The organism is Paraburkholderia sp. GAS206C, from assembly GCF_050435645.1.
GTDB classification, from domain to species: domain Bacteria; phylum Pseudomonadota; class Gammaproteobacteria; order Burkholderiales; family Burkholderiaceae; genus Paraburkholderia; species Paraburkholderia phenazinium_B.
On record NZ_JBNDKR010000004.1, the window covers coordinates 78402 to 101185 of the forward strand.

The window sequence follows — 22784 nt, forward strand, 5'->3', positions numbered from 1 at the left end:
ACCCGTCGCGGCGGCCTGGTCAGATCTGTTCGCTCAGACGAAACACACTCTCCATCGGCTGCCAAGCGGTTTTCTCGGCATGAGGCAAGGGCTGCTGGAAGCTCGCCATCAGCGTCTCCCATTCTTTCACTCGCGCATGCGTGCCCGGCCCGATGACCAGCTGCTCCGGCGCAAATCCGGGATCGGCGTCGATTAGCATGACCAGGCGGTTCTCGCGCCGCCAGATGGTCATGTCATGAATACCCGAAGCCCGAAGATGTTCGAGCACCTCGGGCCAGACCTCCCGGTGATAGCGGTCGTACTCCGCCATCACGGCCGGGTCGTCGCGAAGATCGAGGGCGAGACAGAAGCGCATGCGACACTCCATAACAGGGGCAAACGGCAGGCTACGCGTGTACTCAGGCGTTGACCGGCGTGTCGAGCTCTACGTGCAGACGCTGTTGCGCGCGAATCGCGTCCCAGTCCCAGTCGATACCGATTCCTGGCGACGCCGGCGGTGTGGCATACCCCTGCTCCACCACGATCGAAGTGCCAGTCAACGAGTCCAGCTGAGGAATGTACTCGAGCCAGCTTGCATTGGGTACGGCCGCGCACAAGCTTACGTGCAGCTCCATCAGAAAGTGCGGACAGATCTCAATGTTCATCGCCTCGGCAATATGCGCAACCTTTAGCCACGGCGTAATGCCGCCCACGCGGGCAACATCCGCCTGAACGATCGAGCATGCATCCGCCTTCACATACTCGGCGAACTGCGCCGGGTGGTAAAGCGATTCGCCAACCGCAACCGGCACCGTCGTCGCAGCACACAGACGCCGATGCGCGTCGAGGCTTTCGGCGGGCATCGGCTCCTCCAGCCATGCGAGCCGTAGTGGTTCAAACGCGTGCGCCCGTCGCAGCGCTTCGGCCAGCGTGAATCCCTGATTGGCATCGACCATCAGTTCGAAGCCGTCGCCCACAGCCGAGCGCACGGCAGTCAGGCGCGCGGCGTCCTCCGACACATGCGGGCGCCCTACTTTCAGTTTCGCCCCGCGGAACCCTTCGGCTTGTGCCCGCAGCGTCTGCTCAACCAGCTCGTCTTGCGACAGATGCAGCCAGCCCCCCTCGGTCGTGTAGGTGCGCACACGCTGTTGCGCGCCGCCGGCGGCAATCCACAGCGGCAGGCCCGCCACGCGCGTATTGCGATCCCAAAGCGCCGTATCGACGGCGGCCAGTGCGAGGCCGGTGATCGCACCCACCGCGGTTGCATGCGTATGGAAGAACAGATCGCGCCAGATTGCTTCGTACTCCGCGGGATTGCGGCCTATCAGCCGCGGCACGAGATGATCGTGCAGCAGCGCGACGATCGACGAGCCGCCGGTGCCGATCGTGTACGTATAGCCGGTTCCGCTACTGCCGTCGCTGCACCGAATCGTCACCAGAATGGTTTCCTGCACGACGAACGACTGGATGGCGTCCGTGCGCCGCACTTTCGGCTGCAGGTCGACCTGCCGGATTTCGACGTTTTCGATAACGGTCATGGTAGTTTTATCCTTTGACGCCGCCGAGCGTAAGCCCCGCAATCAGGTGTTTCTGAACAATGAAAGTCAGCACGATGGCCGGAACGATGATGATCACCGCCATCGCGCACATGCCGGCCCAGTCCACCGTGAACTGCGCGGTGAAGTCCATCAGGCCGACGGGGAGTGTTTTGGTATCGGGACTGCGGCACAGTTGCGAGGCCAGCGCGAATTCGTTCCAGCTCGTCAGGAAGGCGAAAATCGCCGCCGACGCCACGCCCGATCGCGCGAGCGGCAGCTCGATATGCCAGAACGCCTGCCAGCGGGTGCAACCGTCTATCTGGGCGGCCTCGGCGAGCTCCGCCGGCACTTCGCGAAAGAAACCGTCGATCAGCCAGACGGTAAACGGCACGTTCATCGCGAGATACACGATGATGACGCCGATGCGCGTATCGAGCAGACCTGTCCACGCCCACAGCATGAAGATCGGCAACGAAAGCGCGATGCCGGGAATGGCCCGTGTGAGCATCAGGACCACGAACAGCGTCTTCTTGTGGCGGAACTCGAAGCGTGCAAACGCATAGCCGCCTAACACGCCGACCACGATCGCGGCGCAGGTGCTCGCCAACGAGATCAGCATCGAATTCACAAAGTACTGACGAATCGGCAGCGAGGCCATTGCACCGAAGCCGAACATGTTGCGGAAGTTGTCGAGCGTATAGCTGCTGGCATCGGAGAGCGGCTGGTTCGACAGGATCGCCACGTTCGAGCGAAATGCGTTGAGCACAACCCACAGGCCGGGCAGGCAGATCACCGCCATCACGATGAAGACGGCGAACCACAACGCGGCCCGCCTGAGCGGCGCCCCTGGCGAGGAAACCCGGTAATCGTGTTCAATAGTCGTGCTCATGATGTTCAGGCGGGTCCCATATGTCTGCGTGCGGCATTTAGCTTGCGGAAGAAGTACAGCGTGAACAGCACGGAAACGAGCACCGACACGTAGCCGATTGCATTCGCGTAGCCCATATGCGAGTCGTCGTAGGCAATACGGCCCACCATCGTCCACAGTAGTTCGGTGCGCCCGCCGGGACCACCGTTCGTCATGATGCGCACAATGTCGTAAGCCCGGCCGACATCGAGCGAGCGGATCGTCATCGCGATGTAGACGAACGGCATCAGATACGGCAGCGTCACATAACGGAAGGTTTGCAGCGGCGTGCAACCGTCGACTTTGGATGCTTCGATCGGATCTTTCGGCAACGCCATCAGCCCGGCAAGCAGGATCACCGCGAAAACGGGTGTCGAGTTCCAGACCTCGGCTGCGACCAGCGAGGCCAGCGCCGAATTCGCATTGACCAGAAAGGGAATCGTGCTTTTCAGGCCGAACAGTGTTTGCAGAAGATGATTGACCACCCCGGTGCTGTCGTTGAGCATGAACTTGAACTGAAAGCCGACCAGCACCGGCGAGAACATCATCGGGAACATCATGATGGTGCGCAAAATACGCTGGCCTTTGGTGACCTCGTTGAGCAGGAGCGCGATGCCGAGGCCCAGCACGAGTTCCAGATTCAAGGCAATCGTCAGGAACAGCACCGTGCGGCCGAATGCGGCCCAGAAATCTTCGTTGGCAAAGGCACGCAGATAGTTGCGCAGACCAATGAAATGCCAGATCGTCTCAGGCTCGATCAGGCGGTAAGCGGTGAAGCTCGTGTAGAGCGAAAACAGCAACGGCAGCACGACAACGACCGCCACGGAGAAAAACGCCGGCAGCAGCAGCTTGAGCGGCAAAGCAATACCCTCATGAGAAACCGGCACGAGAGCGGGTACGGCAGACGAATCTTGAAGGTTGGATCGCATGGTGTCGTGGAGCTGGAAGCAGATCGCCCCGCACGGCGCAGCGTGCATCGTGCGGGTCGTGCGGTGCCTTTATCGCTAGTCGGAGGCGTCCTGCATGATGTCGGAGACCTTCTTCGCCGCGTCGTCGAGCGCCTGCTGGGACGACTTGTCGCCAATCAGCGCCTTCTGCAGCTCAGGCCACAAGGCATTCGAGATTTCGTCCCACTGCTGGATGCGCGGCGGTGTAAAGGCATCCTGACGTGCCGCCGTGCTAAATACGGCGATGGCATTCGCCATGTACGCATCATTCTTCGCCTGGAACTCCTTCACAACGGCCTGCTGCGCATCGACGCGCGACGGAATCGTGCCGAGGCGCGCCTCCACCATCTGCGAATCGAAACTGGTCAGGAATTGGACGAAGCTCGCGGCGACCTCCGGACGATCGCAGCTCTTCGTGATCGAGAAGCTATGCGATCCGGACCAGCCTGGCCGCTTGTTGGCGGCACCGAGCGGCGCCGGCACGACGCCCACATTGCCCGCGATTTTGGAGGTCTTCGGATCGTTGTAGAACGACGCGAAGCCTGGCCAGTCGAGATCCAGCGCCACCTTGCCGGCGGCAAAGTTATTGCCGAGGTCGTCCCAGACGTAGCTCGGCACGCCCTTGGGCACCGCACCAGCCTTGTAGAGATCCACAAACCAGTTGAGTGTCTTGACGCCAATCGGCGAGTTGAACGCGGCACGGTTCTTTGCATCGAGCAACTGTCCGCCATTGGCGATCAGCAGCGAATAGAACGTACCCGTAATCGCTTCGTCCTTGCCGGGAAACTGCGTGCCGTAGAAATTTGGCGCCTTGGTAAAGAACTTGGCCTGCTGGGTGAATTCCGCGTAGGTTTTCGGTGGCGCGAGCGTCTCGCCGAACTGCTTGCTATAGGCGGCCTGGTTGGCCGGATCGCCGTACGCAGTCTTGTCGTAGTACAGCGCTTCGATATCGACCGAGCGCGGAATCTGCACCAGATGTCCATTGATCTCCGAGGCCTTCAGCAGGCTCGGCGAAAACGCGGCCAGATAACTCGCAGGAAAGAGTCCCTTCAGATCACGGAAGATCGGGTACTGGGCGGAAAAATTGGTGTGATTCGACGACACGCAATAGTCGATATGGCCAGATGCGATGTCCTGCTTCAGTTCGCGATCCAGCTCGAAGTGGCTCTTGCGCGAGATGATCTCGACTTTCGCACCAGTCTGCTTTTCCCACAGCGGAATGCGCGTATAGAGCGCCTCGTACTGCACACCGCCGATCAGCTTGACCCGCAGTGTGTAGCCTTTGTATTCGTCGTCGGCATGAGCGAGGCCGGACGCAACGATGCCCGCGAGCGCGAGCACCGAAGCGGCGAGCCTTAACATGGTCGGCATGGTTGGATAGCGCATCATTGTCTCCTCTTTTATGAGTTCCGCCGTGAGACCGCGCGGCTTGCCGGCGGCCAATACTTCATGCGAGCCCCGCGGCGGGACGGCTCGCACTCCTGTTCATCGCAAGCGCCTGCCGCTGGCGCGATCGAATACGAGTACCTTGCCGAGGTCGGCGCGCAGCGCAATCTCGCTGCCGGCGCGCAGATCGGTACGGCCGTTGAGCATCACGCAACAGGTCTGCCCAGCAACCGTGCCGAACAACTCGGTTGCGGCACCCGTGGGCTCGACCACGTCGAGCGCGAACGGCATGCCGTCCTCGCCTGCGAGGCCGAGATGTTCGGGCCGCACGCCGTACACCACCTGCTGGCCGTGCGCGGCATTGACAGGCGGCACCGGCAATGCGAGTTCGCCGACGCGAACGCATGCGCCATCGCCATGCTGTTCATAAACACCGTTGAAGATATTCATCGCCGGCGAGCCGATAAAACCCGCCACGAAGAGATTGTCAGGATCGTCATAGAGCGCGAGCGGCGTGCCGACCTGTTCGATTTCGCCACCGTTGAGCACGACAATGCGATCGGCCATCGTCATGGCCTCGATCTGGTCGTGCGTCACGTAGACCGTGGTCGCGCGCAAGCGCTGGTGCAGCGCCTTGATCTCCGCGCGCATCTGCACGCGCAGCCGCGCATCGAGATTCGACAGCGGCTCGTCGAACAGAAAGACCTTCGGGTCGCGCACGATGGCACGGCCCATCGCCACCCGCTGGCGCTGGCCGCCTGACAGGTGGCGAGGATGTCTGCCGAGCAGCTCCTGCAAACCCAGCAGCGCCGCCGCCTTTTGCGCCCGCGCCGCAATCTCCTTGGCGTCGTGGTTACGCAGCTTGAGCGCAAACGTCAGGTTTTCGAGCACCGTCATGTGCGGATAAAGCGCGTAGTTCTGGAACACCATCGCGACATCGCGATCACGCGGCGGCAGCGCGTTGACGATCTGCCCGTCGATCAGGATGCGCCCGTGCGTAACGCCCTCGAGCCCCGCCAACGCGCGCAGCAAGGTGGATTTGCCGCAGCCGCTCGGCCCGACGAGCACCAGAAACTCGCCGTCCGGTACAGCCAGGTCGATCTGCTTGAGAACCTGAACGGCGCCGAACGACTTGCGCACCTGTTCGAATGCAACGGCTGCCATTCCCCTCGCCTCCACGTGATTGCCATGTCCGCGGCCTGCTGACTGGTGGCCCGGAACACGCTCGTTCCGCGACTCGTTAAATTTTAGGTATGAAAACATATTTCATGTATGAAATTTACTAGGTGTTTTCCCCGTCTGCGGAATGGCCGCCAGGATCGCTCATTTCGCCTTCTCCGGCCCTACAATCCCTCTGGTTATCATGTGCGCCATCTGATCGGGCATCCGTTGGCATTGCGGGAGGAAAATTGAACGACAACGCGACACGCTACTCGGCGCCAGCCCTGGAAAAGGGCCTCGACATCATCGAACTGCTGGTGGGCCACCCCGAGGGCTTATCGCTTGCGGAACTCGCCAAGGAACTGGGCCGCACCACCGCGGAGATCTTCCGCATGGTGGTAACGCTGGAAACGCGCGGTTATCTGCAGGCTGCCGGCGACCGCTACGTGCTGTCGCTCCTGCTGTTTCAATTGGCGCACCGGCATCAACCCGTGCGCTCGCTCGTGTCGACCGCGCTGCCGCTGATGACGCAACTCGCCAAGCAGGCCGGGCAGTCGTTTCATCTGTGCGTGTATCAGAAGGGCCGCGTGTTGATCGTGGCCGGCGTCGAGAGTCCCGAGCGCTGGGGTTTCTCATTGAAGGTGGGAACCTTGATCGGTCTCACCGATACCGCATCGGGGCAGGTGCTGCTGGCGTTCCAGGAAGAGCCGCAGCGCCTCGAGATGCTCGAACTGCATGTGCCGGTGGAAGGCGAGCAGGCCGTGGATCCCCAGCAGTTGACGAAGGACCTGGCGCAGATCCGCAAACACGGTAACGCGCGGATGCCGAGCCGCCAGGTCAAAGGCGTGAAGAACCTCGCCTATCCGGTATTCGGCCGGGATGGGCACGCCATTGCAACGCTAACCTCGCCGTATATCGAGCGGATCGACAACGCCCCTGTACCGTCGATGAGCGAGGTGGGAGAAATGATGAAGCAGGCGGCGCAGACGCTGACCGCGCTGATGGGGTTCAACGTGTACTGGGACGCGTCGACGCAGTAACGCGCATGCGTCAAACGCGGCCCCTGCCACACCCAGCACTAACCGCTCAAGGCGTCGCGCCCCGCTGCGCAAGCGTACTGTCCACCATCGCCTGCGCTTCCTCGACGATGCGCGTCAGATGCTCCTCGCCGAGGAAACTCTCTGCGTAAATCTTGTAGATATCCTCAGTACCTGAAGGACGCGCGGCAAACCAGCCGCTCTGCGTGATCACCTTGATGCCGCCTATGGCTGCGTCGTTACCCGGCGCACGGTCGAGCACCTGCATGATCTTTTCGCCAGCCAGTTCGGTATGCGGAAACTGCGAGGGCGACAACCGTCCCAACAGCGCTCGCTGCGGCGCCGTAGCGGCCGCCTGCACGCGGCGTTCGACCGGCTCACCCAAACGCTGGGTCAGATCCCGGTAGATTTCAGCAGGGTCTCGGCCGGTGCGTGTCGTGATTTCGGCCGAGAGCAGCGCGGGCACGATGCCGTCCTTGTCGGTAGACCACGCCGTGCCGTCGAGCCGCAGGCAACTCGCTCCCGCGCTCTCCTCGCCACCGAACCCCAATGAACCATCGAGCAGGCCGCTAACGAACCATTTGAAGCCAACAGGCACTTCGTAAAGCGTGCGCCCAAGCTTCTCGCTGACCCGATCGATCATCTGACTGCTGACGATGGTTTTGCCCACCGCCGCACGAGTTGGCCAGTGCGGTCGATGCGCGAACAGGTAATCGACGAGCACGGTGAGATATTGATTGGGCGGCATCAGGCCCGCTGCGCGCGTGACGATGCCGTGCCGGTCATGATCCGTGTCGCACGCGAAGGCCACATCGAAGCGGTCCTTCTGGGCGAGCAGCGGCTGCATCGCGTAAGGCGAAGACGGGTCCATGCGAATCCGCCCGTCCCAATCGAGACTCATGAAGTGAAAGGTCGGATCCACTTCATCGTTGAGCACGGTGAGGTTCAGGTGATAGCGATCCGCAATCGGCCCCCAGTAGTGCACACCGGCGCCGCCGAGCGGATCGACGCCGAGGCGGATCGGCGCACCGCGGATCACATCCATGTCGAGCACGTTGACGAGGTCTGCGACGTACGTGTTCAGATAGTCGTGCCGGTGCGTGTGCGACGAGGCCAGTGCCTTCGCCAGCGGCACACGCAGCAGGCCATCGAGACCGGCCTCGAGCAAGCCGTTCGCGGCCTTTTCGATCCAGCCGGTGACACTGCCGTCAGCGGGGCCGCCATTCGGCGGGTTGTATTTGAAGCCGCCGCTATCGGGCGGGTTGTGCGAAGGCGTCACCACGATGCCATCAGCGAGGCCCGCGGTGCGGCCACGGTTATACGTGAGGATTGCGTGGGAAACCGCGGGCGTAGGCGTGTATTCGCCGTTCTGCGCGATCATGACGTCGACGCCATTGGCGGCCAGCACCTCTAGCGCGCTGACGTTGGCGGGTTCGGAGAGCGCATGCGTATCGATGCCGAGAAACAGCGGCCCATCGATCCCCTGCTGCTTGCGGTAATGACAGATGGCCTGCGTAATGGCGAGCACATGCCATTCATTGAAGCTGCGTTCGAACGGCGAGCCACGGTGCCCCGAGGTGCCGAACGAAACGCGTTGTGCGGGGATCTGCGGGTCCGGCGTTTCTGAATAGTACGACGTGACAAGCCGGGGGACATTGACAAGCATTTCATGCGGTGCGAGCTTGCCGGCGAGCGGATTGATGTTCATGGATGCCCTCCCGTTCTTTTGAGTATCTCAGCATACTCTGCCTGGGCAGGAACGGACAACGCTACGCGCTCGCGGCGCGCGCCACCTGCGCGCTGGCGCGGCGCTCAGCCAGCACCGGACGCACCAGACTCCAAATCAGCGCCACGCCCACCAGATCGCCCATGCCCAGCGCCACGAAGAACGGTGCATAGCCGATGGTCATGACGAGCGCGCCCATCACCAGGGTAAAGCCGAGGTTGCCGATACCGGCGCTGAGCGCCGCGAAGCCCGTCACGGTCGCCACCTCATGACGCGGAAACAGATCCGCGGACATTGAAATCACCGTCACCGATAGCGTCTGATGTGCGAAGCCGCCGAGGCACAGCAGGAAGATCGCCATGGCCGGATCCTTCACATAGCCGACGCCTGCCATGGCCGTCATCAGCAGCGCGCCGAACGTGAAGACAACGCGCTTGCCGTTGATGATCGAGAGATTGAAGTGACGGTTCAGAAGGAACGACACGGAGCCGCCCATCAGGCAGCCGACATCGGCTGCAACGAATGGCAGCCACGCGGTCATCGCAATCGCTTTAAGATCGAAGCCGCGCGCCTGATGCAGATACAGCGGCATCCAGAACACCAGGGTGCCCCACACGGGATCGGCAAAGAAGCGCGGCAGCGCGATGCCCCAGAAATTACGCGAGCGGAAAATTTCGCGCAGATTCGGTTTCGAACCGTCTTCGGCAAGACCAAGCGCCTTGCCGTCGACGATATACGCGGCTTCCCGCTCGCTTAGCGCAGAGTGCGCGCTCGGGTGACGATAGAAGGCGATCCACAACACGGCCCAGATAAAGCCGATGCCGCCTGCGATCACGAAGGCAGCTTGCCAGTTGTAGCGCAGGATCGACCACGCGATCAGCGGTGGCGCAGCAATCGCGCCAATCGACGTGCCGATGTTGAACACGCCCGCGGCAATCGCACGTTCGCGCAGCGGGAACCAGAACGCTGCGAGCCGCATGCCGGCCGGAATGAACGACGCCTCGACGAGGCCGAGCATGCCGCGCAAAACAAACAGACCGACCCAGCCAGTGGCAAAGCCGTGCGCCATGCAGATAACGGACCACGCGAGGCCGCACAGCAGAAAGCCAAAACGCAGGCCAATGCGATCCATCAGGTAACCGGTGAGCGGGCCACCCAAGGGGTACATGACGAGAAACGCGCCGGTAATCCAGCCGTACTGACTGGTGGTGATGTGCAGGCTTTGCATGACCGTCGGCGCGGCGATGGCGAGCGAACTGCGCGCCAGATAGTTCATGACCGTGCCCAGTGCCAGCAAGGCGATCATCCACCAGCGTAGCCCTCGTACCTTGATTCCCATGATGGCGTCTCTCTCCACTCGATATGGTTTTTAAAAGCGGCCAACGCACGTCGGTACCGCTCGCCTCGCGGTAGACATCGTATGTCCGTCAACCTGTCGGGATCAAGGAGGAGATCACGGGTGTTTACCCGGTGTTCGGCGCAAAGCCATGATACGACTAGGAAATAAGGCTAGGCATGAGGTCGGGGACGCGCTGAAGCCTATCAGACGCCACACTCAGTTGTACGACAACTAACAGCATAGGATTGCATTCGCGGCCTGCTCCACTCCGTCTCCCGATGTCAAAACCATAAAAAATGCTTAATCGGTCTGGCGATGCCGCGTTACGTCGCCTCACCCATCATGCGTTCAAGGCCCCAGCGTCGCCCACGGGCTGCCCACGACTCGACTCCCTTGCATTTTGAACGGCACCCAATGAACGCCATTGTCCTTGTCGCGTTACGCAGACCTTTGACTTTTGTAGTGATGAGCATCCTGATCGTGCTGTTCGGCGGTATGGCGGTGCTCAGGACCCCGACCGATATTTTTCCGAACATCCGTATTCCGGTGGTGGCTGTGGTCTGGACCTACAACGGTCTGACGCCGCAGGACATGTCCGGCCGCGTGATCTACTACTACGAGCGCTCGCTCACCTCGACCGTCGAGAACATCGAGCATATCGAGAGTCAGTCGCTCTACGGGCGCGGCATCGTCAAGGTGTTCCTGCAACCGGGCACCAACGTCGCCGCAGCACAGGCGCAGATCACCGCGGCCTCGCAGACCGTACTCAAGCAGATGCCCGCTGGCATCACGCCACCGCAGATCCTTTCGTATAACGCCTCCTCAGTGCCGGTGCTGGACCTGCAGGTGTCGGCGGCCGGCATGACTGCGGCGCAGGTCTACGACATGGCATCCAATCTGATCCGCCCGCAACTGGTCGCGGTGCCCGGTGCTGCGATTCCAACGCCGTATGGCGGCGCCTCGCTGAACGTCGAAATCGATCTCGATCAGACCAGGCTGCTCGCGCACGGCTTGTCGGCGGTCGACGTAGCGCACGCGCTCAGCTCGCAGAACGTCGTGTTGCCCGCCGGTGATCAGAAGATCGGCGCACTCGACTTCATGGTCGAAACCAACGCAAGTCCAATCGCCGTTTCCACCTTCAACAACCTGCCGATCAAGACCGTCGACGGCGCCACCGTTTATCTGCGCGACGTGGCCTATGTGCACCGCGGCTCGCCACCGCAGATCAACGCCGTGCTCGTAAAAGGCAAGCAGGCCGTGCTGATCCAGATCCTGAAGAGCGGCGATGCCTCTACGCTCGCGGTCGTCGACGGCATCAAGAAAGCACTGCCAGGCATTATCCGCACGCTGCCGCCCGGCGTGAAAATCACTACGCTCAACGATGCCTCGGGATTTGTGCGCGACTCGGTGGATGAAGTGGTGCAGGAGATGATCACCGCCGCCATCCTGACCGGCCTGACGGTGCTGCTGTTTCTCGGCAGCTGGCGCTCGACGCTGATTGTCGCCACCTCGATCCCGCTCGCCATTTTGTGCTCGGTGCTGGTGCTCTCGTGGCTCGGTCAGACCATCAACGTGATGACGCTCGGTGGTCTGGCGCTAGCCGTGGGGATTCTCGTGGACGACGCGACCGTCATGATCGAGAACATCGACTCGCATCTGGAGGCCGGCGCGGAGCTTGAACCCGGCATCATCGACGCGGCTAACCAGATCGTCGTGCCCACGTTCGTCGCGACACTGTGTATCTGCATCGTCTGGCTGCCGTTGTTCCAGTTGAGCGGCGTGGCCGGTTATCTGTTCCTGCCGCTTGCTGAAGCCATCATCTTCGCGATGATCGCCTCGTTCATCCTCTCGCGTACGCTCGTGCCGACCATGGCAGCCTATCTGCTGCGCGGCCAGGTGGAAGCGCACAAGCACGGGCATGCCCCCAACCCGGGACCGTTCACGCGCTTTCAAAGAGGCTTCGAACACCGCTTCACGCGTTTTCGCAACCAGTACAAGGTTTTGCTGACCGGCATCGTGGCGCACCGGGGACGCTTCATCTCGATCTTCGTGGCGGGCTCGTTCGCTTCGCTCGGCCTGCTCGGCTTTCTCGGCCGCGATTTCTTTCCGAGCATCAAGTCGGGTGAGATCGACATGCATATGCGTGCGCCGGTCGGCACCCGTCTCGAGGAAGCGTCGCGGCTTGCGGTACTCGTGAATGCCTCGATCCGCCAGATCCTGCCCGGCGAAGTCACCAACGTCCTCGACAATTGCGGCCTGCCCGCCAGCGGCATCAACGAGGCCTATAACTCGACGGGGACCATCGGTCCGCAGGATTGCGACATCACGATCAGCCTGAAGAACGACCGCTCGCCCGTCGACGATTACCGGTTCAAGCTGCGGCGTCAGTTGCCGCTACTGTATCCGGGTACCGCTTTCACATTCCTGCCCGGCGACATCACCGCGAAGATTCTCAACTTCGGCTTGCCGGCGCCTATCGACGTACAGGTTGCCGGCCGCGGGCAGGCTGCGAACTTCGCCTACGCGCAGGAACTGGCCGCGCGCATCCGGCGCATTCCTGGCAGCGCGGACGTCAACATCCAGCAGGCGTTCGACGAACCCACGCTGAAGATCGCGGCATCGCGCTCATTCGCTTCGGGGATCGGGCTGACGGAAGCAGATATCGCCAACAACACGCTCGCCACCTTGTCGGGTAGCGGTCAGACGGCGCCGACGTATTGGCTCGACACCTCGAGCGGCGTCTCGCACCTCGTCAACCTGCAGACGCCACAGGATCAGTTGAGCTCGATGAACGATCTGGAGACCATACCAATCGACAAAGGCGATGGCGATCCTAACGACCACGGCGTGCAACTGCTCGGCGCACTCAGTACCATCAGCCAGACCGGCACGCCGTTGCTCGCCTCGCACTTCAGCATCCTGCCCGCCATCGACATCTTCGTGAGCAATCAGCGGCGCGACCTCGGTGCGGTTCACGATGCGGTCGAGAAAGTGGTCGCCGATATGGCCGACCAAGTGCCGCACGGCGCGTCGGTCCACTTGCGTGGCCAGGCCCAAACCATGAGCAGCGCCTATTCGCAGTTGCTGGAAGGACTCGCGCTGTCGATCCTGCTCGTGTATCTCGTCATCGTCGTCAACTTCCAGTCCTGGCTCGACCCGTTCATCATCATCACCGCGTTGCCCGCGGCGCTCGCGGGGATTGTCTGGAGCCTGTTCCTGACGCACACCACGCTGTCGGTGCCGGCGCTCACCGGCGCCATCATGTGCATGGGCACGGCGACCGCCAATTCGATTCTGGTGGTGTCGTTCGCCCGCGAACATTTCGCAGTCCACGGCGACCCTGTCGCGGCCGCTATCGAAGCCGGCTTTGCCCGTATCCGTCCAGTACTGATGACGGCGCTCGCCATGATCATCGGCATGCTGCCGATGTCCTTCAGCAATACCCAGAACGCCCCGCTTGGACGCGCCGTGATCGGCGGCCTGCTGGTCGCCACCTTCGCCACCTTGCTATTCGTACCTTGCGTGTTCGCGCTGCTGCATCGCGACCGGAAGACCCAGACAGACAGGGAACTGCACGCATGAACACCCTTCGAGATATCTCCCTCCCCGGCCGGCCGAAAGTGCGGCTGCTGACCGGCGTGGGCCTGCTGGTCGCGCTCGCCCTCGTGGCGCTCGGCATCGTCCAGCGGCACGACAACCTCGCCGATCTGCGCGACGTCGCCAACGAAGATTCGGTTCCCCCCGTGCAGGTGATGTCGCCGATGCCCGGACCCGCCTCGCGCACCATGACGCTGCCCGGCAACATCCACGCCTGGTACTCGGCGCCGATCTATGCGCAGGTGTCCGGCTATGTGTCGAAGTGGTACAAGGACTACGGTGCGGTGGTCAAGGCGGGCGATCTGCTCGCGACCATCGACGCGCCCGCTGTCGATGAACAATACGAAAGCGCCCAGGCGAATCTCGATGTCGCCCGCACCAACTACAACCTCGCGGCGGTGACGGCCAAACGCTGGACCGCCCTGCAGGGAACGGAGGCCGTCTCGCAGCAGGAAGTGGATGTGCAGGTGGCGAATGCCGCCGCACAGAAGGCCCAGGCACGCGCAGCAGAGCACCAGGTCGCGCGTTTCAAGGTGCTCGAAGGCTTCAAGGCAATCGTTGCCCCGTTCGACGGCGTGGTGACGTCGCGCAACACAGACGTCGGCAACTACGTCAATGCGGCCGGCGGCGACGTCAGCTCACAAGGCGCGGCCGACGAACTGTTCAGCGTCTCCGATATCCACGAGATGCGTGTGTTCGTCTCGGTGCCGCAGGACTATTCCTCGATCCTCAAGCCTGGCCTGACCGCCACGCTCTCGCTGCCGCAGTATCCGGGCCGCAGGTTCGAGGCCACCTTCGACACCACCGCGAATGCCTTCAACCCGCAGACGCGCACGGTCGTAACCGAGTTGCTGGTGAAGAACCCCGATCATCTGATCTGGCCTGGCACGTATGCCGACGTACATTTCGTCATACCATCCGATCCCAACGTGCTGATCATCCCCGAACAGGCCTTGCTGTTTCGCGCGGAAGGCATGCAGGTCGCGCTGGTTGGGGCCGACGACAAGGTTCATCTGCAGGACGTCAAGCTCGGCCTCAACCTCGGGCAGACCGTGCAGGTGGTCTCCGGTCTGACGCGCAGCGACCGCTTGATCGTCAATCCCTCAGCCGGGATTCTCGAAGGCGAAAAGGTGCGAATCGTCACCGGTGCGCCTGGCGTCGCGCTCTCTCCGCAGTTCCACGCCGCCGCCCCTGTCCCCGCCAACCTGAGCGCTGAGCAGCGCGCCAAGATTGAAGCCGCACTTAACGATTCGGGGAAATGATGCGCTGTACTAACCGGCAACCTGGCCGCCAATTTACCCGCCTGTTTGGCCATCGGATTTTCCGCGTGAGGCCGATTGCCTGCCTGGCAATGCTCACCGTTCTTTCGGGCTGCGATCTCGCCCCCACCTATACGCCGCCCAAAATGATCCTGCCGGCCGACTACCGCGGCTCGGGACCGTTTGTCGAAGCGACTCCGCAAGATCAGCTCGCACGCGGCCCATGGTGGCAGATGTTCAACGACCCCGAGCTCGATCGCCTCGAAGCTCAACTCGATGCGGCTAATCCCGATCTGCTGGCCGCGCAGGAAACCTATACCCAGGCGCGGGACGTCGTCGGCGAGGCTCAATCGGGCCTGTTTCCGCAATTGACCTCGCAGGCGTTCGTCAGCCAGAACGGAGAATCCGCGCACACGCTGTTTCATAACAGCACCGGCCTCAATCACGAGCAGTCGAACGGCTACGGCGCCGCAGCCACCTGGGAGCCGGACTTCTGGGACGAGATCCGCAATAGCGCGAAGTCGGCGAAGGCAAGCGCCCAGGCCACGGCGGCGCAAGTCGCGTCAGCCCGGCTTAGCCTCGAGATGGAACTGGCCAGCGATTACATGGCCGCTCATGGCCTCGATACCGAGCATGCGGCGTATCAGCAGGCCATCGCTTCGTATCTCGACGCGGTCAAGATTACGCAGATGCGCTATGCCGGCAAGATTTCCTCAGGCCTTGACGTCGAACGTGCCCAGAATCAGCTCGCTTCGGCACAAGCCATGGATACGGACGTTGAAGCACAACGCGCCGTTCTCGAACATGCGATCGCAGTGTTGAGCGGCGCGAACCCCACCACGTTCAGCTTGCCGGTGCGCACCGACGCTCATATCGCGCTACCGGAGGTGCCGGCCGGCGTGCCCTCGGCTCTGCTGCAACGGCGCCCCGATATCGCTCAGGCCGAGCGCGCCATGGCGGCTGCCAATGCAGCGATCGGCGTCTCGCGAGCGGCTTTCTATCCGAACATTCGCCTCAACGCGATGGGCGGCTTCGAGGACACGGGCTTTGCCTTGGCCTCGCTGCCCAATACGCTGTGGGCAGTGGGTGCGTCCGCCATGCTGCCGCTATTCGAAGGGGGTTTGCGCAAGGCTGAGGTGCAGGCGAGCTGGTCCAGGTTTGCCCAGACCGGCGACAACTACCGGTCGACGGTGCTCACCGCGTTCCGGCAGGTCGAAGACAATCTGGTGCTGACCAGCAAGCTCGCCACCGAGGCGGCCCAACAGCAGGCCGCCCTGCAGGCCGCCTTCAAGGTGCAGAACATCTCCATGAGCCTGTACCGGGATGGTCTGGACAACTACCTGAATGTCACCGTGGCCCAGATTGCGGCACTCACCGCGCAGATTACGGAAGTGCAGGTGCAGACGCGACGGCTGCAGACCGCGGTGGCGCTCACGGGCGCTTTGGGCGGTGGCTGGAGCACGGCTGAGCTCCCCACTGCGGACCAGACCCGGCCGTTCAATCCAGTGAGCCTGAGCACCGCGCCTGGCGATGTGCACGAGCCGCAATAGTCATGGATTTTCCTGGCCAGACCGAGACGATGTGATTTAAATATCTCTTCATTTTCATGCACCCGCTGCGATAAATCGCCCGCTTTATTCTGTATCTAACCGGCAAATACAGCGGCAAATACAGCAGCAAACGCAGCAACAGGCGCAGCACACCTACGTTGTATCGCCGGGCCGCTTAAAGCCATATACGCATGGAGATGAAACGATGAAACTCAAGACGCTTGCCGCATTAGCCGGCGTATTCGTAACCAGCGCAGCGTTTGCGCAAACGACCTCCTCGCAAAACGGCGCTCCCGCTAGCGATTCCAGCAGCGCCATGACGGTCGCTCAGCAACAGCCGCAAGACGGTCAATGGGTGGCGCCGTACGGTCAGCCGGTCGCCGGCAAGACGCGCGCCGAGGTTTATCAGGAACTCGTGCATGCCGAGCAGGATGGGCAACTCGCCTACCTCAACAAGACGGTCTACGCACACCATTAACGACGCTGATGTCCTCTCGCGGTTACGCATCGCGCTGCATCCAACGGGTGCGCCGGTGCGCGCGCACCTCTCTGTAAAACTGGCGGAACCATGAAACTACGAAGCTTGACCATCAAGATCGTGCGGCTAGCTGTTTTTGTCGCGGCTGGCGCGACGCTGTGCGGATGCGCATCGCTGCATCCATCGCCTAACGGACCCGGCGACTGCATGGGACCACCTGACTTCTGCCAGCCGTTCTTTGGCTCATAGACGGCTTGCAGGCGACGCATAGGGCCGCGTAGCGCGGCCCCGGCGACGCATCAACCGTTGATGTTGCCACTACGATTACCGTGCATGCAATCGCGACGGTATTCGACCTGCAGCTTCTTCTCCGCCCGCTCGATTCTGCGCGGATAGTACGGATCGGCCGGGGCGGGCCGATAGCCGACGTCCTCGAGCTCCTTGAGGTTCTGCATGACTTGCGCGTGGGTGAGATCACCCGCCGGTTGCACGAACGGATAATCGTTGCATTCCTGGGGCGTGAGTGTGGGTGCCGCCATTGCAGCGACGCTTGCGGTCATCAGAATGGTGGATGCGATGGCATGAAGATGCAGTTTCATGGTGCCTCCGGACAAGACGGACTATTAAAAGATTCAGGCTTCCCGATTGATAGAGGAGTCTTAACGATCCAGATGCTTCGACTCGTCCATCCACGATTGCCCGATGTCTTCAGAATAGCCCGGTGCCGCGTAAACGCGGACTCATCACCATGAAGATTGCTTCATGCAAACGTCACATTCCCCATCAGTCATTCACTGACAGCACAAGCGTGGGCGCAGGAATATCCTTTGCATCGATTTCCACATTTAACGGCGCCACAGCCGTTCCGATGGCGAAGAACTCGATCACATGGCTCTCCCAGCGATACGACTTCTCGTGGATCATCGTGCCAATCACCCCTTCGGCCTTGGCAGTTTGCGCTTCGATCTGCATGCGCTCGATCGCCAGTTCGCGTGCGCTATAAATAGCCTGGGTGAACTGCTCCAGTTCGACGTTGCGGCCGGCCTGGTTGAACGCTTTCAGCATGCCGCGATGCGCGACGTGATACACGCAACTGCCCATGACGAGCTCGATGGGCCGGTAGCCGGAATTCAGAAGCGTGTAGAAGTCCTGACCTGACAGGTCCGAGGTGAACGGACCGCCGTCGTGAGCGCGAAAGCCTTTGGTGTCGTGATTGTGGACAACGCCTGTGCCGATCGCCACGAACTCCAGGATGTCCGCATCCCACTCGACATGCTTGATCTCGAGGCGCACGCCCACAATGCCGTCTGCGCCCATGCCACGGGCTTCCTCACGCATGCGCGACATCGCCAGCTCGCGAGCGTGGTACATCGCCTGGGACAGCACTTCCAGTTCCTGGTTCTTGTTCCACGAGCCGTACTGGATCCCGACGTGATAGATGCTGCTGCCCACGCACAGGCCGATCGGCTCGAAGCCGGCCTTGCGAACCAGCAGGAACTCGTTGACCGACAGGTCGGAGGTGAACACCGAGGTCGGATGGGCCGCGCTGCGCAGCCCCTGAAGGCGCGCCTTGGCGTTCGCGGGAAGCTGGGCGGTGACGTCTTGCATCGTGTTTTCAGGCATGTTTTTCCCTGAGGAGAAGAAGGTTCAGATACCGTCGCTATAGGCGTTGTGGTGCTCGGAAGTGGAACGCAGGTTGTCGCGCTTGTCGCTCAAGTCGAGCACGAATTCGATTTCGTGAGGTACGGGAACGCCGCGCGGGCAATCGACCACCGTGCCCATCACAATGTGCCGGCCCAGCAGCGGGTTATTCCTCGACTCGCTTTCCAGACGGATCAGCTGGCTAAACTGCAGTTGCGCAAGCACGCCCGAACCCTGGCGAGCCGCGTCTGCGCGAAGATCGGCGTGAGCGTGGCGGCGGATCCGCTCCCAGAACGCCGTGGTCTGCAGCAAAGGCTGGTTGCCCCACCAGCCGCCACCGGTGTCGAGCGGACCGTTGCTCCACTCGAAACGCGCGCCGACGGCAAGGCCCACCGGGATGATGCCCGCCTCCAGCAACTGCATGAATTCCAGCGCCGGTACGGTCGAGATGACGGGCTCGGTGCTCGGCGACAAGCCTTCGATACGCACCGCCGTGCCGACCAGCGAGTAATCCATGCTGTTTTCAAGGTACAGGTCGACGGTCACCATCCTGACGTCGATCACCGCGTTGGCGCCCAGCGCAACTGCTTCCGCCTGCAGGCGCTTGATGGCAGTGCGCCAACCCTGCGCGTGCCCTTCCGTCCACGAAAATCCGTAGTGCATCCAGCACGTTGCCGCGATCGGCGCGAGCATTCTCAGGCCATGGCTGCGTGCCAAGGCCATCTCTGGCGCAGTCAGCGTGGATACCCACGGCAGCGTGCCGCTTTTCGAATCCGCGAGACGCTGGTGCACCATGTTCGGCACGCCGTCAGCGTCGAAGAAATCCGGCGCCGGGCCGCGCGGCGTATTGGAGCTATTGCTGGAACCAAACAGCGAAGTCAGCCAACCCATCGGCATCTCCTGCGTAATTGTTCGAGTGGATCAGAGTGCGGCCAGCAGCTCGGCCATTGCGCGCGCCTTCTCGGTGCGTTCGTGGACCTGCGTCATCAGGCCAGCCATCCACGTGTGAGGATCGATTTCGCGGGTCGACAGCACAACGCCTTTGACCTTCTTTTCGATCTCGGTCGCGAGGTGCCGGCCGTCTCTGAGGCGCATCGTGTAGGTCTCGTTGTCGAACGCCACTGAGACGCCGACAATTTCCTCAGTTTTCCGAAACAAACCGTGCCGGACGCGGTGAACCTGCGAATGGTTCGGCAACGCCTCGGACACGATCAACGCGAAGCGCGAGAGGAAGCCGGCGCGATCGGCTTCGGCGTGGCGCAGCCATGCGGCAGCAAGGTCGAAGCTCAAGGGCGACGTGCCCGCGGCGAGGCCGCCGTCAAGGTCGGATCTGGATTCGGACACGTCACGCTCCCGGCGGCGCGGCGAGCGCCTGGGCCTGCACCCCGCGCATGCCTTCTACGAGCTTGTTGCGCACTTCGATCAGCTTTTGCTCGCGCTCGCGATCTTGCGCGAGAACCTGCTGCTCGATCGCGAGCACTTCTTTCATCGTTTCGATCGACTGGGTTGCCGCTGCCGCCAACGATTCCAGGTTGCGCGGGTCGCCGCCCAGGCTGTGCGCGGCATCGACCGCCGCGTCATGTGCGCCTTGCACCGCGAGCTCGGTGATCCGGCGGGCCGCCTCGTCGAGTTTTTCGCTTTCTTCACCAGCGCGACGCGTGTCGGCCTGCACCACGGCCTGCGCCGCCACGGCCATCAGGCGCGGAATCGTCACCATGATGCCGGTCGTGAGCTTGCTCACTCGCGTCTCGGCCGCCTTGCGGTTGGACGCAATCAACGGAATCAGCGTCGCCGCGGAAATCATCGCTTCGCGAAGATCGCTGATCCTGCCGCGGAAATTGCCCAGCGTGTTGCGGTAGTCCATGGCGATGGCGGCGTCGCCTGCCGTATTGGTGCGCAAGGCCACCTGGCGCAGCTGTTCCGCTTCGCTGACGCCACGCTCCAATGCCAGTTGCATCGCGGCAATGCCGATCGACAGACTGCTGACACCCTGCCGCACTGCTTTCGACTGTTTGTCGAGCTGTTGAATCGTGATCATCAGATCAGCCTTGGCGCGCCGTGCGCGGGCCTCCTCCGCGTCCATCAGACCGAGAAACTGCTTGCGGTTTTCCTGGAACGTTTTGGCCGCGCTGTGCGCCACCTTGCCCAGGCGCCCCAGCTTGCTGAGGAAGCCGACGGCTTTGGGCGCAACTTCACGCGCCTCTTCCTGAAGCTCCTCGATACGCAGGATCTTGATGCCGTCGATCACAGCGGCGGCAATGCGACCGATCTCGCCCGCCTCCCCCACTGTGGTATCGGCGAGCAGGCGGCGTGACGCGAGCGCGAGCGGCTGCAAGGCCGTATCGACGAAGCTTAGCGTGGTCGTGGTGTCGTCGAAGCGGATGCCGTCGGCCAGCTTCTGGGCGATCGCACGTTGTTCCGGCGCCAGCGAGGAGAGGTCGACCAGCCGCTCTGCGGGCGCCATCGGCGTCAGCACCTCGACGGGAAGATGGGAAGTGGCTGTGGCGGGCTCGGGCGCGACCTGCAATGCGCCGGCTTCAGCGGGCTCGTCTGCTGCGTTCAGGAAGGCCGCCAGATCCAGCGGCTGCTCGGTGGGTCTGGACGGATCTTTTGAATTGGGATCGCTCATGGGAAGCCGGACGGTAATTAGGGTGGCGAATGAAGAAGCGCATAAAGAGGCAAATAACGTCCCCGATGGCCCAACAGCATAAACCTGAACCGGTCTGTCGAGAACAGGCTGTTGTGCAATAAATCGCCGGTCGCGCGGGGTCTTGGCGGACCTGTCATGCCGGGGATGCAGGCCGTCGCGCCCCGTCCGCGGTGCCAGCCGCAGCCAGGTGTGGTTGTCCGTGCCCTGGTACGCGTCACGCGTGCTGTGCGCTAAGCATCGTGGATGTAAGCCTTGCGGATCCATTGCGCATCGGTACGATGTACGCGCATGTCTGGGAGCCAGTTCACGGCAGGGGTGGACGGAGGATCGTTAAGGGCGGGTTGCGGCATCGTCTCGTCTTTCTTGAAACGGCGCATAGTCTCGAGGCTATACATATCGAATGCCTCCGCACACCAGACGCCGTCCTGCGGACAAACATTGCCTCGGCTGACAAGCGTGCCCAACGGCACGCGCTCAGCCTTCGCACTTTTGACGGGTGCCACGGGAAGCCCCGTCGCAGCGTCGAGGTTCTTCTCGCGGGCCAGCTTTTCAACCAGCGCATCGGAGGGTTTCTGCGGCGGCACGGCTGCGGCCTGTTCCTTCTCCCACTGGAACGTGCCGTCCCACGGCGGTAGCGGTGCCGGCGGCAGTGGCACGATCTGGTCGACGTCGGGGACTTTCGGGTTCAGGCCTTCGTTGCGGTCGAGGAATTTGCCGATCATTTTGTAGCGGCGCGAGCGTTCGGGATCGTTCTGGACATCGAAATAAAACATATCTCTATTTTCCGGCGTTACCGCAAAGCCATTTTCCAGAGAAAACGCGGCCTGACTGTTTCCCGCCATGACGCCCTGCTGGAAAGCCCTGACTGCTTCGGCGTAGAACTTGTCTACCGCACGACCAATCGCCAGGGAGGTCGCAGCCTTGCCATGCCCCTGGTCTGCTGAGCACCGGTACATCTGCAGCGCAACCTCAGGTGCGGCGTCAATCGGATCCAGTTTCTCCGCGAGGTAATACTGCGCGTCCGGACTGCCCAGATCCGCCGCCTTGCGGAAATAGCGCAAGGCCGTCACGCTATCCTGCTTCAGCCCGTAGCCGAGTTCGAGGTAATGCGCGATGTCGTAGTAGCCGGCCGGCACGCCCTGTTTGACCAGTTGCACTGCCAGGTCTATCGTCTCTTTCGGTGCATCCGGCGAATTAGCCAGCCCCGTCGACACCAGCGCCTGAAGGTTGGTATTGGCCTTGTAATGATCGTGGGCCGCCGCGATCCGGTAATACCGTGCGATATCGTCGAAGTCCTTTGGACCGTCCTGCTTCTGCAGCCAGCGGCCGTATCTGAACAGCTGGTTCGCATCGGGATCGAGCGGCGGCAGATGGTCGGCCTCATGCACACAGGTAAAGGCGAGATTCGCGCGTACGGCGCTCAGGTCAGGTAGCGAAGACAAAGGGTTCACCTTGGTACAGGCGCAGACAAGACTCGCCACCAGGGCGACAAGAATGCCTCGTCTCATGGGTCAATCCTCGTAAGCGTGTTTGAGAGAAGTGCGCAGGAAATCCGCAAGGAACGCCGACGGGGTGGCTTACTGCCCAGG

General features: G+C 62.1%; 20 protein-coding genes. 6 read left to right on the top strand and 14 right to left on the bottom strand.

Features of this window, described 5'->3' with window-relative positions:
- Positions 1 to 19: 19 nt before the first annotated feature.
- From P3T20_RS12590 to P3T20_RS12615, 6 genes are all read right to left on the bottom strand, one after another.
- Positions 20 to 355 (bottom strand): L-rhamnose mutarotase, encoded by a 336-nt coding sequence (locus tag P3T20_RS12590; RefSeq protein ID WP_429287002.1) that lies wholly within the window; start codon positions 353 to 355, stop codon positions 20 to 22.
- Positions 356 to 398: 43 nt separating this feature from the next.
- The gene (locus P3T20_RS12595) at positions 399 to 1517 is read right to left on the bottom strand and encodes a mandelate racemase/muconate lactonizing enzyme family protein (protein ID WP_074264498.1); all 1119 of its coding nucleotides are present in this window, start codon (positions 1515 to 1517) and stop codon (positions 399 to 401) included.
- 7 nt (positions 1518 to 1524) lie between these two features.
- Positions 1525 to 2406 (bottom strand): carbohydrate ABC transporter permease, encoded by an 882-nt coding sequence (locus P3T20_RS12600; RefSeq protein WP_429287003.1) that lies wholly within the window; start codon positions 2404 to 2406, stop codon positions 1525 to 1527.
- A gap of 5 nt (positions 2407 to 2411) precedes the next feature.
- Positions 2412 to 3353, bottom strand: coding sequence for a carbohydrate ABC transporter permease (locus P3T20_RS12605; RefSeq protein WP_429287004.1), 942 nt, complete (start codon positions 3351 to 3353; stop codon positions 2412 to 2414).
- Between the two features lie 75 nt (positions 3354 to 3428).
- Positions 3429 to 4760: an ABC transporter substrate-binding protein gene (locus tag P3T20_RS12610; protein WP_429287005.1), complete on the bottom strand. Its 1332-nt coding sequence runs from the start codon at positions 4758 to 4760 to the stop codon at positions 3429 to 3431.
- Between the two features lie 96 nt (positions 4761 to 4856).
- Entirely contained in the window at positions 4857 to 5921 is a 1065-nt protein-coding gene (locus P3T20_RS12615; protein ID WP_429287006.1) for an ABC transporter ATP-binding protein, read from the bottom strand.
- 245 nt (positions 5922 to 6166) lie between these two features.
- Here P3T20_RS12615 and P3T20_RS12620 point away from each other — a divergent pair, with 245 nt between their 5' ends.
- Complete coding sequence (locus tag P3T20_RS12620; RefSeq protein ID WP_083611406.1) at positions 6167 to 6958, top strand: IclR family transcriptional regulator; 792 nt, start codon at positions 6167 to 6169, stop codon at positions 6956 to 6958.
- Positions 6959 to 7004: 46 nt separating this feature from the next.
- Here the strand turns inward: P3T20_RS12620 and pgm are convergent, their stop codons facing one another.
- Positions 7005 to 8663: a phosphoglucomutase (alpha-D-glucose-1,6-bisphosphate-dependent) gene (gene pgm / locus P3T20_RS12625; RefSeq protein WP_074264495.1), complete on the bottom strand. Its 1659-nt coding sequence runs from the start codon at positions 8661 to 8663 to the stop codon at positions 7005 to 7007.
- Positions 8664 to 8724: 61 nt separating this feature from the next.
- Positions 8725 to 10020 (bottom strand): MFS transporter, encoded by a 1296-nt coding sequence (locus P3T20_RS12630; protein ID WP_074264494.1) that lies wholly within the window; start codon positions 10018 to 10020, stop codon positions 8725 to 8727.
- A 414-nt stretch (positions 10021 to 10434) separates the two neighbouring features.
- Between P3T20_RS12630 and P3T20_RS12635 the strand changes: the two genes are divergently transcribed.
- From P3T20_RS12635 to P3T20_RS12655, 5 genes are all read left to right on the top strand, one after another.
- A complete protein-coding gene (locus tag P3T20_RS12635) occupies positions 10435 to 13602 on the top strand; it encodes an efflux RND transporter permease subunit (RefSeq protein WP_074264493.1) in 3168 nt (1055 codons plus the stop codon).
- Entirely contained in the window at positions 13599 to 14879 is a 1281-nt protein-coding gene (locus P3T20_RS12640) for an efflux RND transporter periplasmic adaptor subunit (protein WP_074264492.1), read from the top strand. The genes P3T20_RS12635 and P3T20_RS12640 overlap by 4 nt, the downstream gene beginning before the upstream one ends.
- An 89-nt stretch (positions 14880 to 14968) precedes the next feature.
- Complete coding sequence (locus tag P3T20_RS12645) at positions 14969 to 16426, top strand: efflux transporter outer membrane subunit (protein WP_429287007.1); 1458 nt, start codon at positions 14969 to 14971, stop codon at positions 16424 to 16426.
- Between the two features lie 205 nt (positions 16427 to 16631).
- Positions 16632 to 16904, top strand: coding sequence for a DUF4148 domain-containing protein (locus P3T20_RS12650; protein ID WP_429287008.1), 273 nt, complete (start codon positions 16632 to 16634; stop codon positions 16902 to 16904).
- A gap of 90 nt (positions 16905 to 16994) precedes the next feature.
- A complete protein-coding gene (locus P3T20_RS12655) occupies positions 16995 to 17153 on the top strand; it encodes a hypothetical protein (protein ID WP_167379385.1) in 159 nt (52 codons plus the stop codon).
- A 50-nt stretch (positions 17154 to 17203) separates the two neighbouring features.
- On the opposite strand, the gene P3T20_RS12660 is transcribed toward P3T20_RS12655, so the two are convergent.
- The 6 genes from P3T20_RS12660 to P3T20_RS12685 all read right to left on the bottom strand — a co-directional run bounded on the left by P3T20_RS12660 (position 17204) and on the right by P3T20_RS12685 (position 22703).
- Entirely contained in the window at positions 17204 to 17503 is a 300-nt protein-coding gene (locus P3T20_RS12660) for a DUF4148 domain-containing protein (RefSeq protein WP_074264489.1), read from the bottom strand.
- A 184-nt stretch (positions 17504 to 17687) separates the two neighbouring features.
- Complete coding sequence (locus P3T20_RS12665; RefSeq protein WP_208297107.1) at positions 17688 to 18527, bottom strand: heavy metal-binding domain-containing protein; 840 nt, start codon at positions 18525 to 18527, stop codon at positions 17688 to 17690.
- Positions 18528 to 18551: 24 nt separating this feature from the next.
- Entirely contained in the window at positions 18552 to 19436 is an 885-nt protein-coding gene (locus tag P3T20_RS12670; protein ID WP_429287009.1) for a heavy metal-binding domain-containing protein, read from the bottom strand.
- A 30-nt stretch (positions 19437 to 19466) separates the two neighbouring features.
- Positions 19467 to 19889: a hypothetical protein gene (locus P3T20_RS12675; protein ID WP_429287010.1), complete on the bottom strand. Its 423-nt coding sequence runs from the start codon at positions 19887 to 19889 to the stop codon at positions 19467 to 19469.
- A gap of 1 nt (position 19890) precedes the next feature.
- Positions 19891 to 21459, bottom strand: a complete 1569-nt coding sequence (locus tag P3T20_RS12680; protein WP_429287011.1) for a toxic anion resistance protein — start codon at positions 21457 to 21459, stop codon at positions 19891 to 19893.
- The gene (locus tag P3T20_RS12685; protein WP_429287012.1) at positions 21426 to 22703 is read right to left on the bottom strand and encodes a DUF6396 domain-containing protein; all 1278 of its coding nucleotides are present in this window, start codon (positions 22701 to 22703) and stop codon (positions 21426 to 21428) included. The genes P3T20_RS12680 and P3T20_RS12685 overlap by 34 nt, the downstream gene beginning before the upstream one ends.
- Between the last annotated feature and the right edge of the window lie 81 nt (positions 22704 to 22784).

Excerpts from the sequence above, each read along its gene's own strand:
- P3T20_RS12590 (WP_429287002.1), bottom strand. The coding sequence starts at position 355 with ATGCGCTTCTGTCTCGCCCTCGATCTTCGCGACGACCCGGCCGTGATG.
- P3T20_RS12595 (WP_074264498.1), bottom strand. The coding sequence starts at position 1,517 with ATGACCGTTATCGAAAACGTCGAAATCCGGCAGGTCGACCTGCAGCCG.
- P3T20_RS12600 (WP_429287003.1), bottom strand. The coding sequence starts at position 2,406 with ATGAGCACGACTATTGAACACGATTACCGGGTTTCCTCGCCAGGGGCG.
- P3T20_RS12605 (WP_429287004.1), bottom strand. The coding sequence starts at position 3,353 with ATGCGATCCAACCTTCAAGATTCGTCTGCCGTACCCGCTCTCGTGCCG.
- P3T20_RS12610 (WP_429287005.1), bottom strand. The coding sequence starts at position 4,760 with ATGATGCGCTATCCAACCATGCCGACCATGTTAAGGCTCGCCGCTTCG.
- P3T20_RS12615 (WP_429287006.1), bottom strand. The coding sequence starts at position 5,921 with ATGGCAGCCGTTGCATTCGAACAGGTGCGCAAGTCGTTCGGCGCCGTT.
- pgm (WP_074264495.1), bottom strand. The coding sequence starts at position 8,663 with ATGAACATCAATCCGCTCGCCGGCAAGCTCGCACCGCATGAAATGCTT.
- P3T20_RS12630 (WP_074264494.1), bottom strand. The coding sequence starts at position 10,020 with ATGGGAATCAAGGTACGAGGGCTACGCTGGTGGATGATCGCCTTGCTG.
- P3T20_RS12635 (WP_074264493.1), top strand. The coding sequence starts at position 10,435 with ATGAACGCCATTGTCCTTGTCGCGTTACGCAGACCTTTGACTTTTGTA.
- P3T20_RS12640 (WP_074264492.1), top strand. The coding sequence starts at position 13,599 with ATGAACACCCTTCGAGATATCTCCCTCCCCGGCCGGCCGAAAGTGCGG.
- P3T20_RS12645 (WP_429287007.1), top strand. The coding sequence starts at position 14,969 with ATGCTCACCGTTCTTTCGGGCTGCGATCTCGCCCCCACCTATACGCCG.
- P3T20_RS12650 (WP_429287008.1), top strand. The coding sequence starts at position 16,632 with ATGAAACTCAAGACGCTTGCCGCATTAGCCGGCGTATTCGTAACCAGC.
- P3T20_RS12655 (WP_167379385.1), top strand. The coding sequence starts at position 16,995 with ATGAAACTACGAAGCTTGACCATCAAGATCGTGCGGCTAGCTGTTTTT.
- P3T20_RS12660 (WP_074264489.1), bottom strand. The coding sequence starts at position 17,503 with ATGAAACTGCATCTTCATGCCATCGCATCCACCATTCTGATGACCGCA.
- P3T20_RS12665 (WP_208297107.1), bottom strand. The coding sequence starts at position 18,527 with ATGCCTGAAAACACGATGCAAGACGTCACCGCCCAGCTTCCCGCGAAC.
- P3T20_RS12670 (WP_429287009.1), bottom strand. The coding sequence starts at position 19,436 with ATGGGTTGGCTGACTTCGCTGTTTGGTTCCAGCAATAGCTCCAATACG.
- P3T20_RS12680 (WP_429287011.1), bottom strand. The coding sequence starts at position 21,459 with ATGGATCCGCAAGGCTTACATCCACGATGCTTAGCGCACAGCACGCGT.
- P3T20_RS12685 (WP_429287012.1), bottom strand. The coding sequence starts at position 22,703 with ATGAGACGAGGCATTCTTGTCGCCCTGGTGGCGAGTCTTGTCTGCGCC.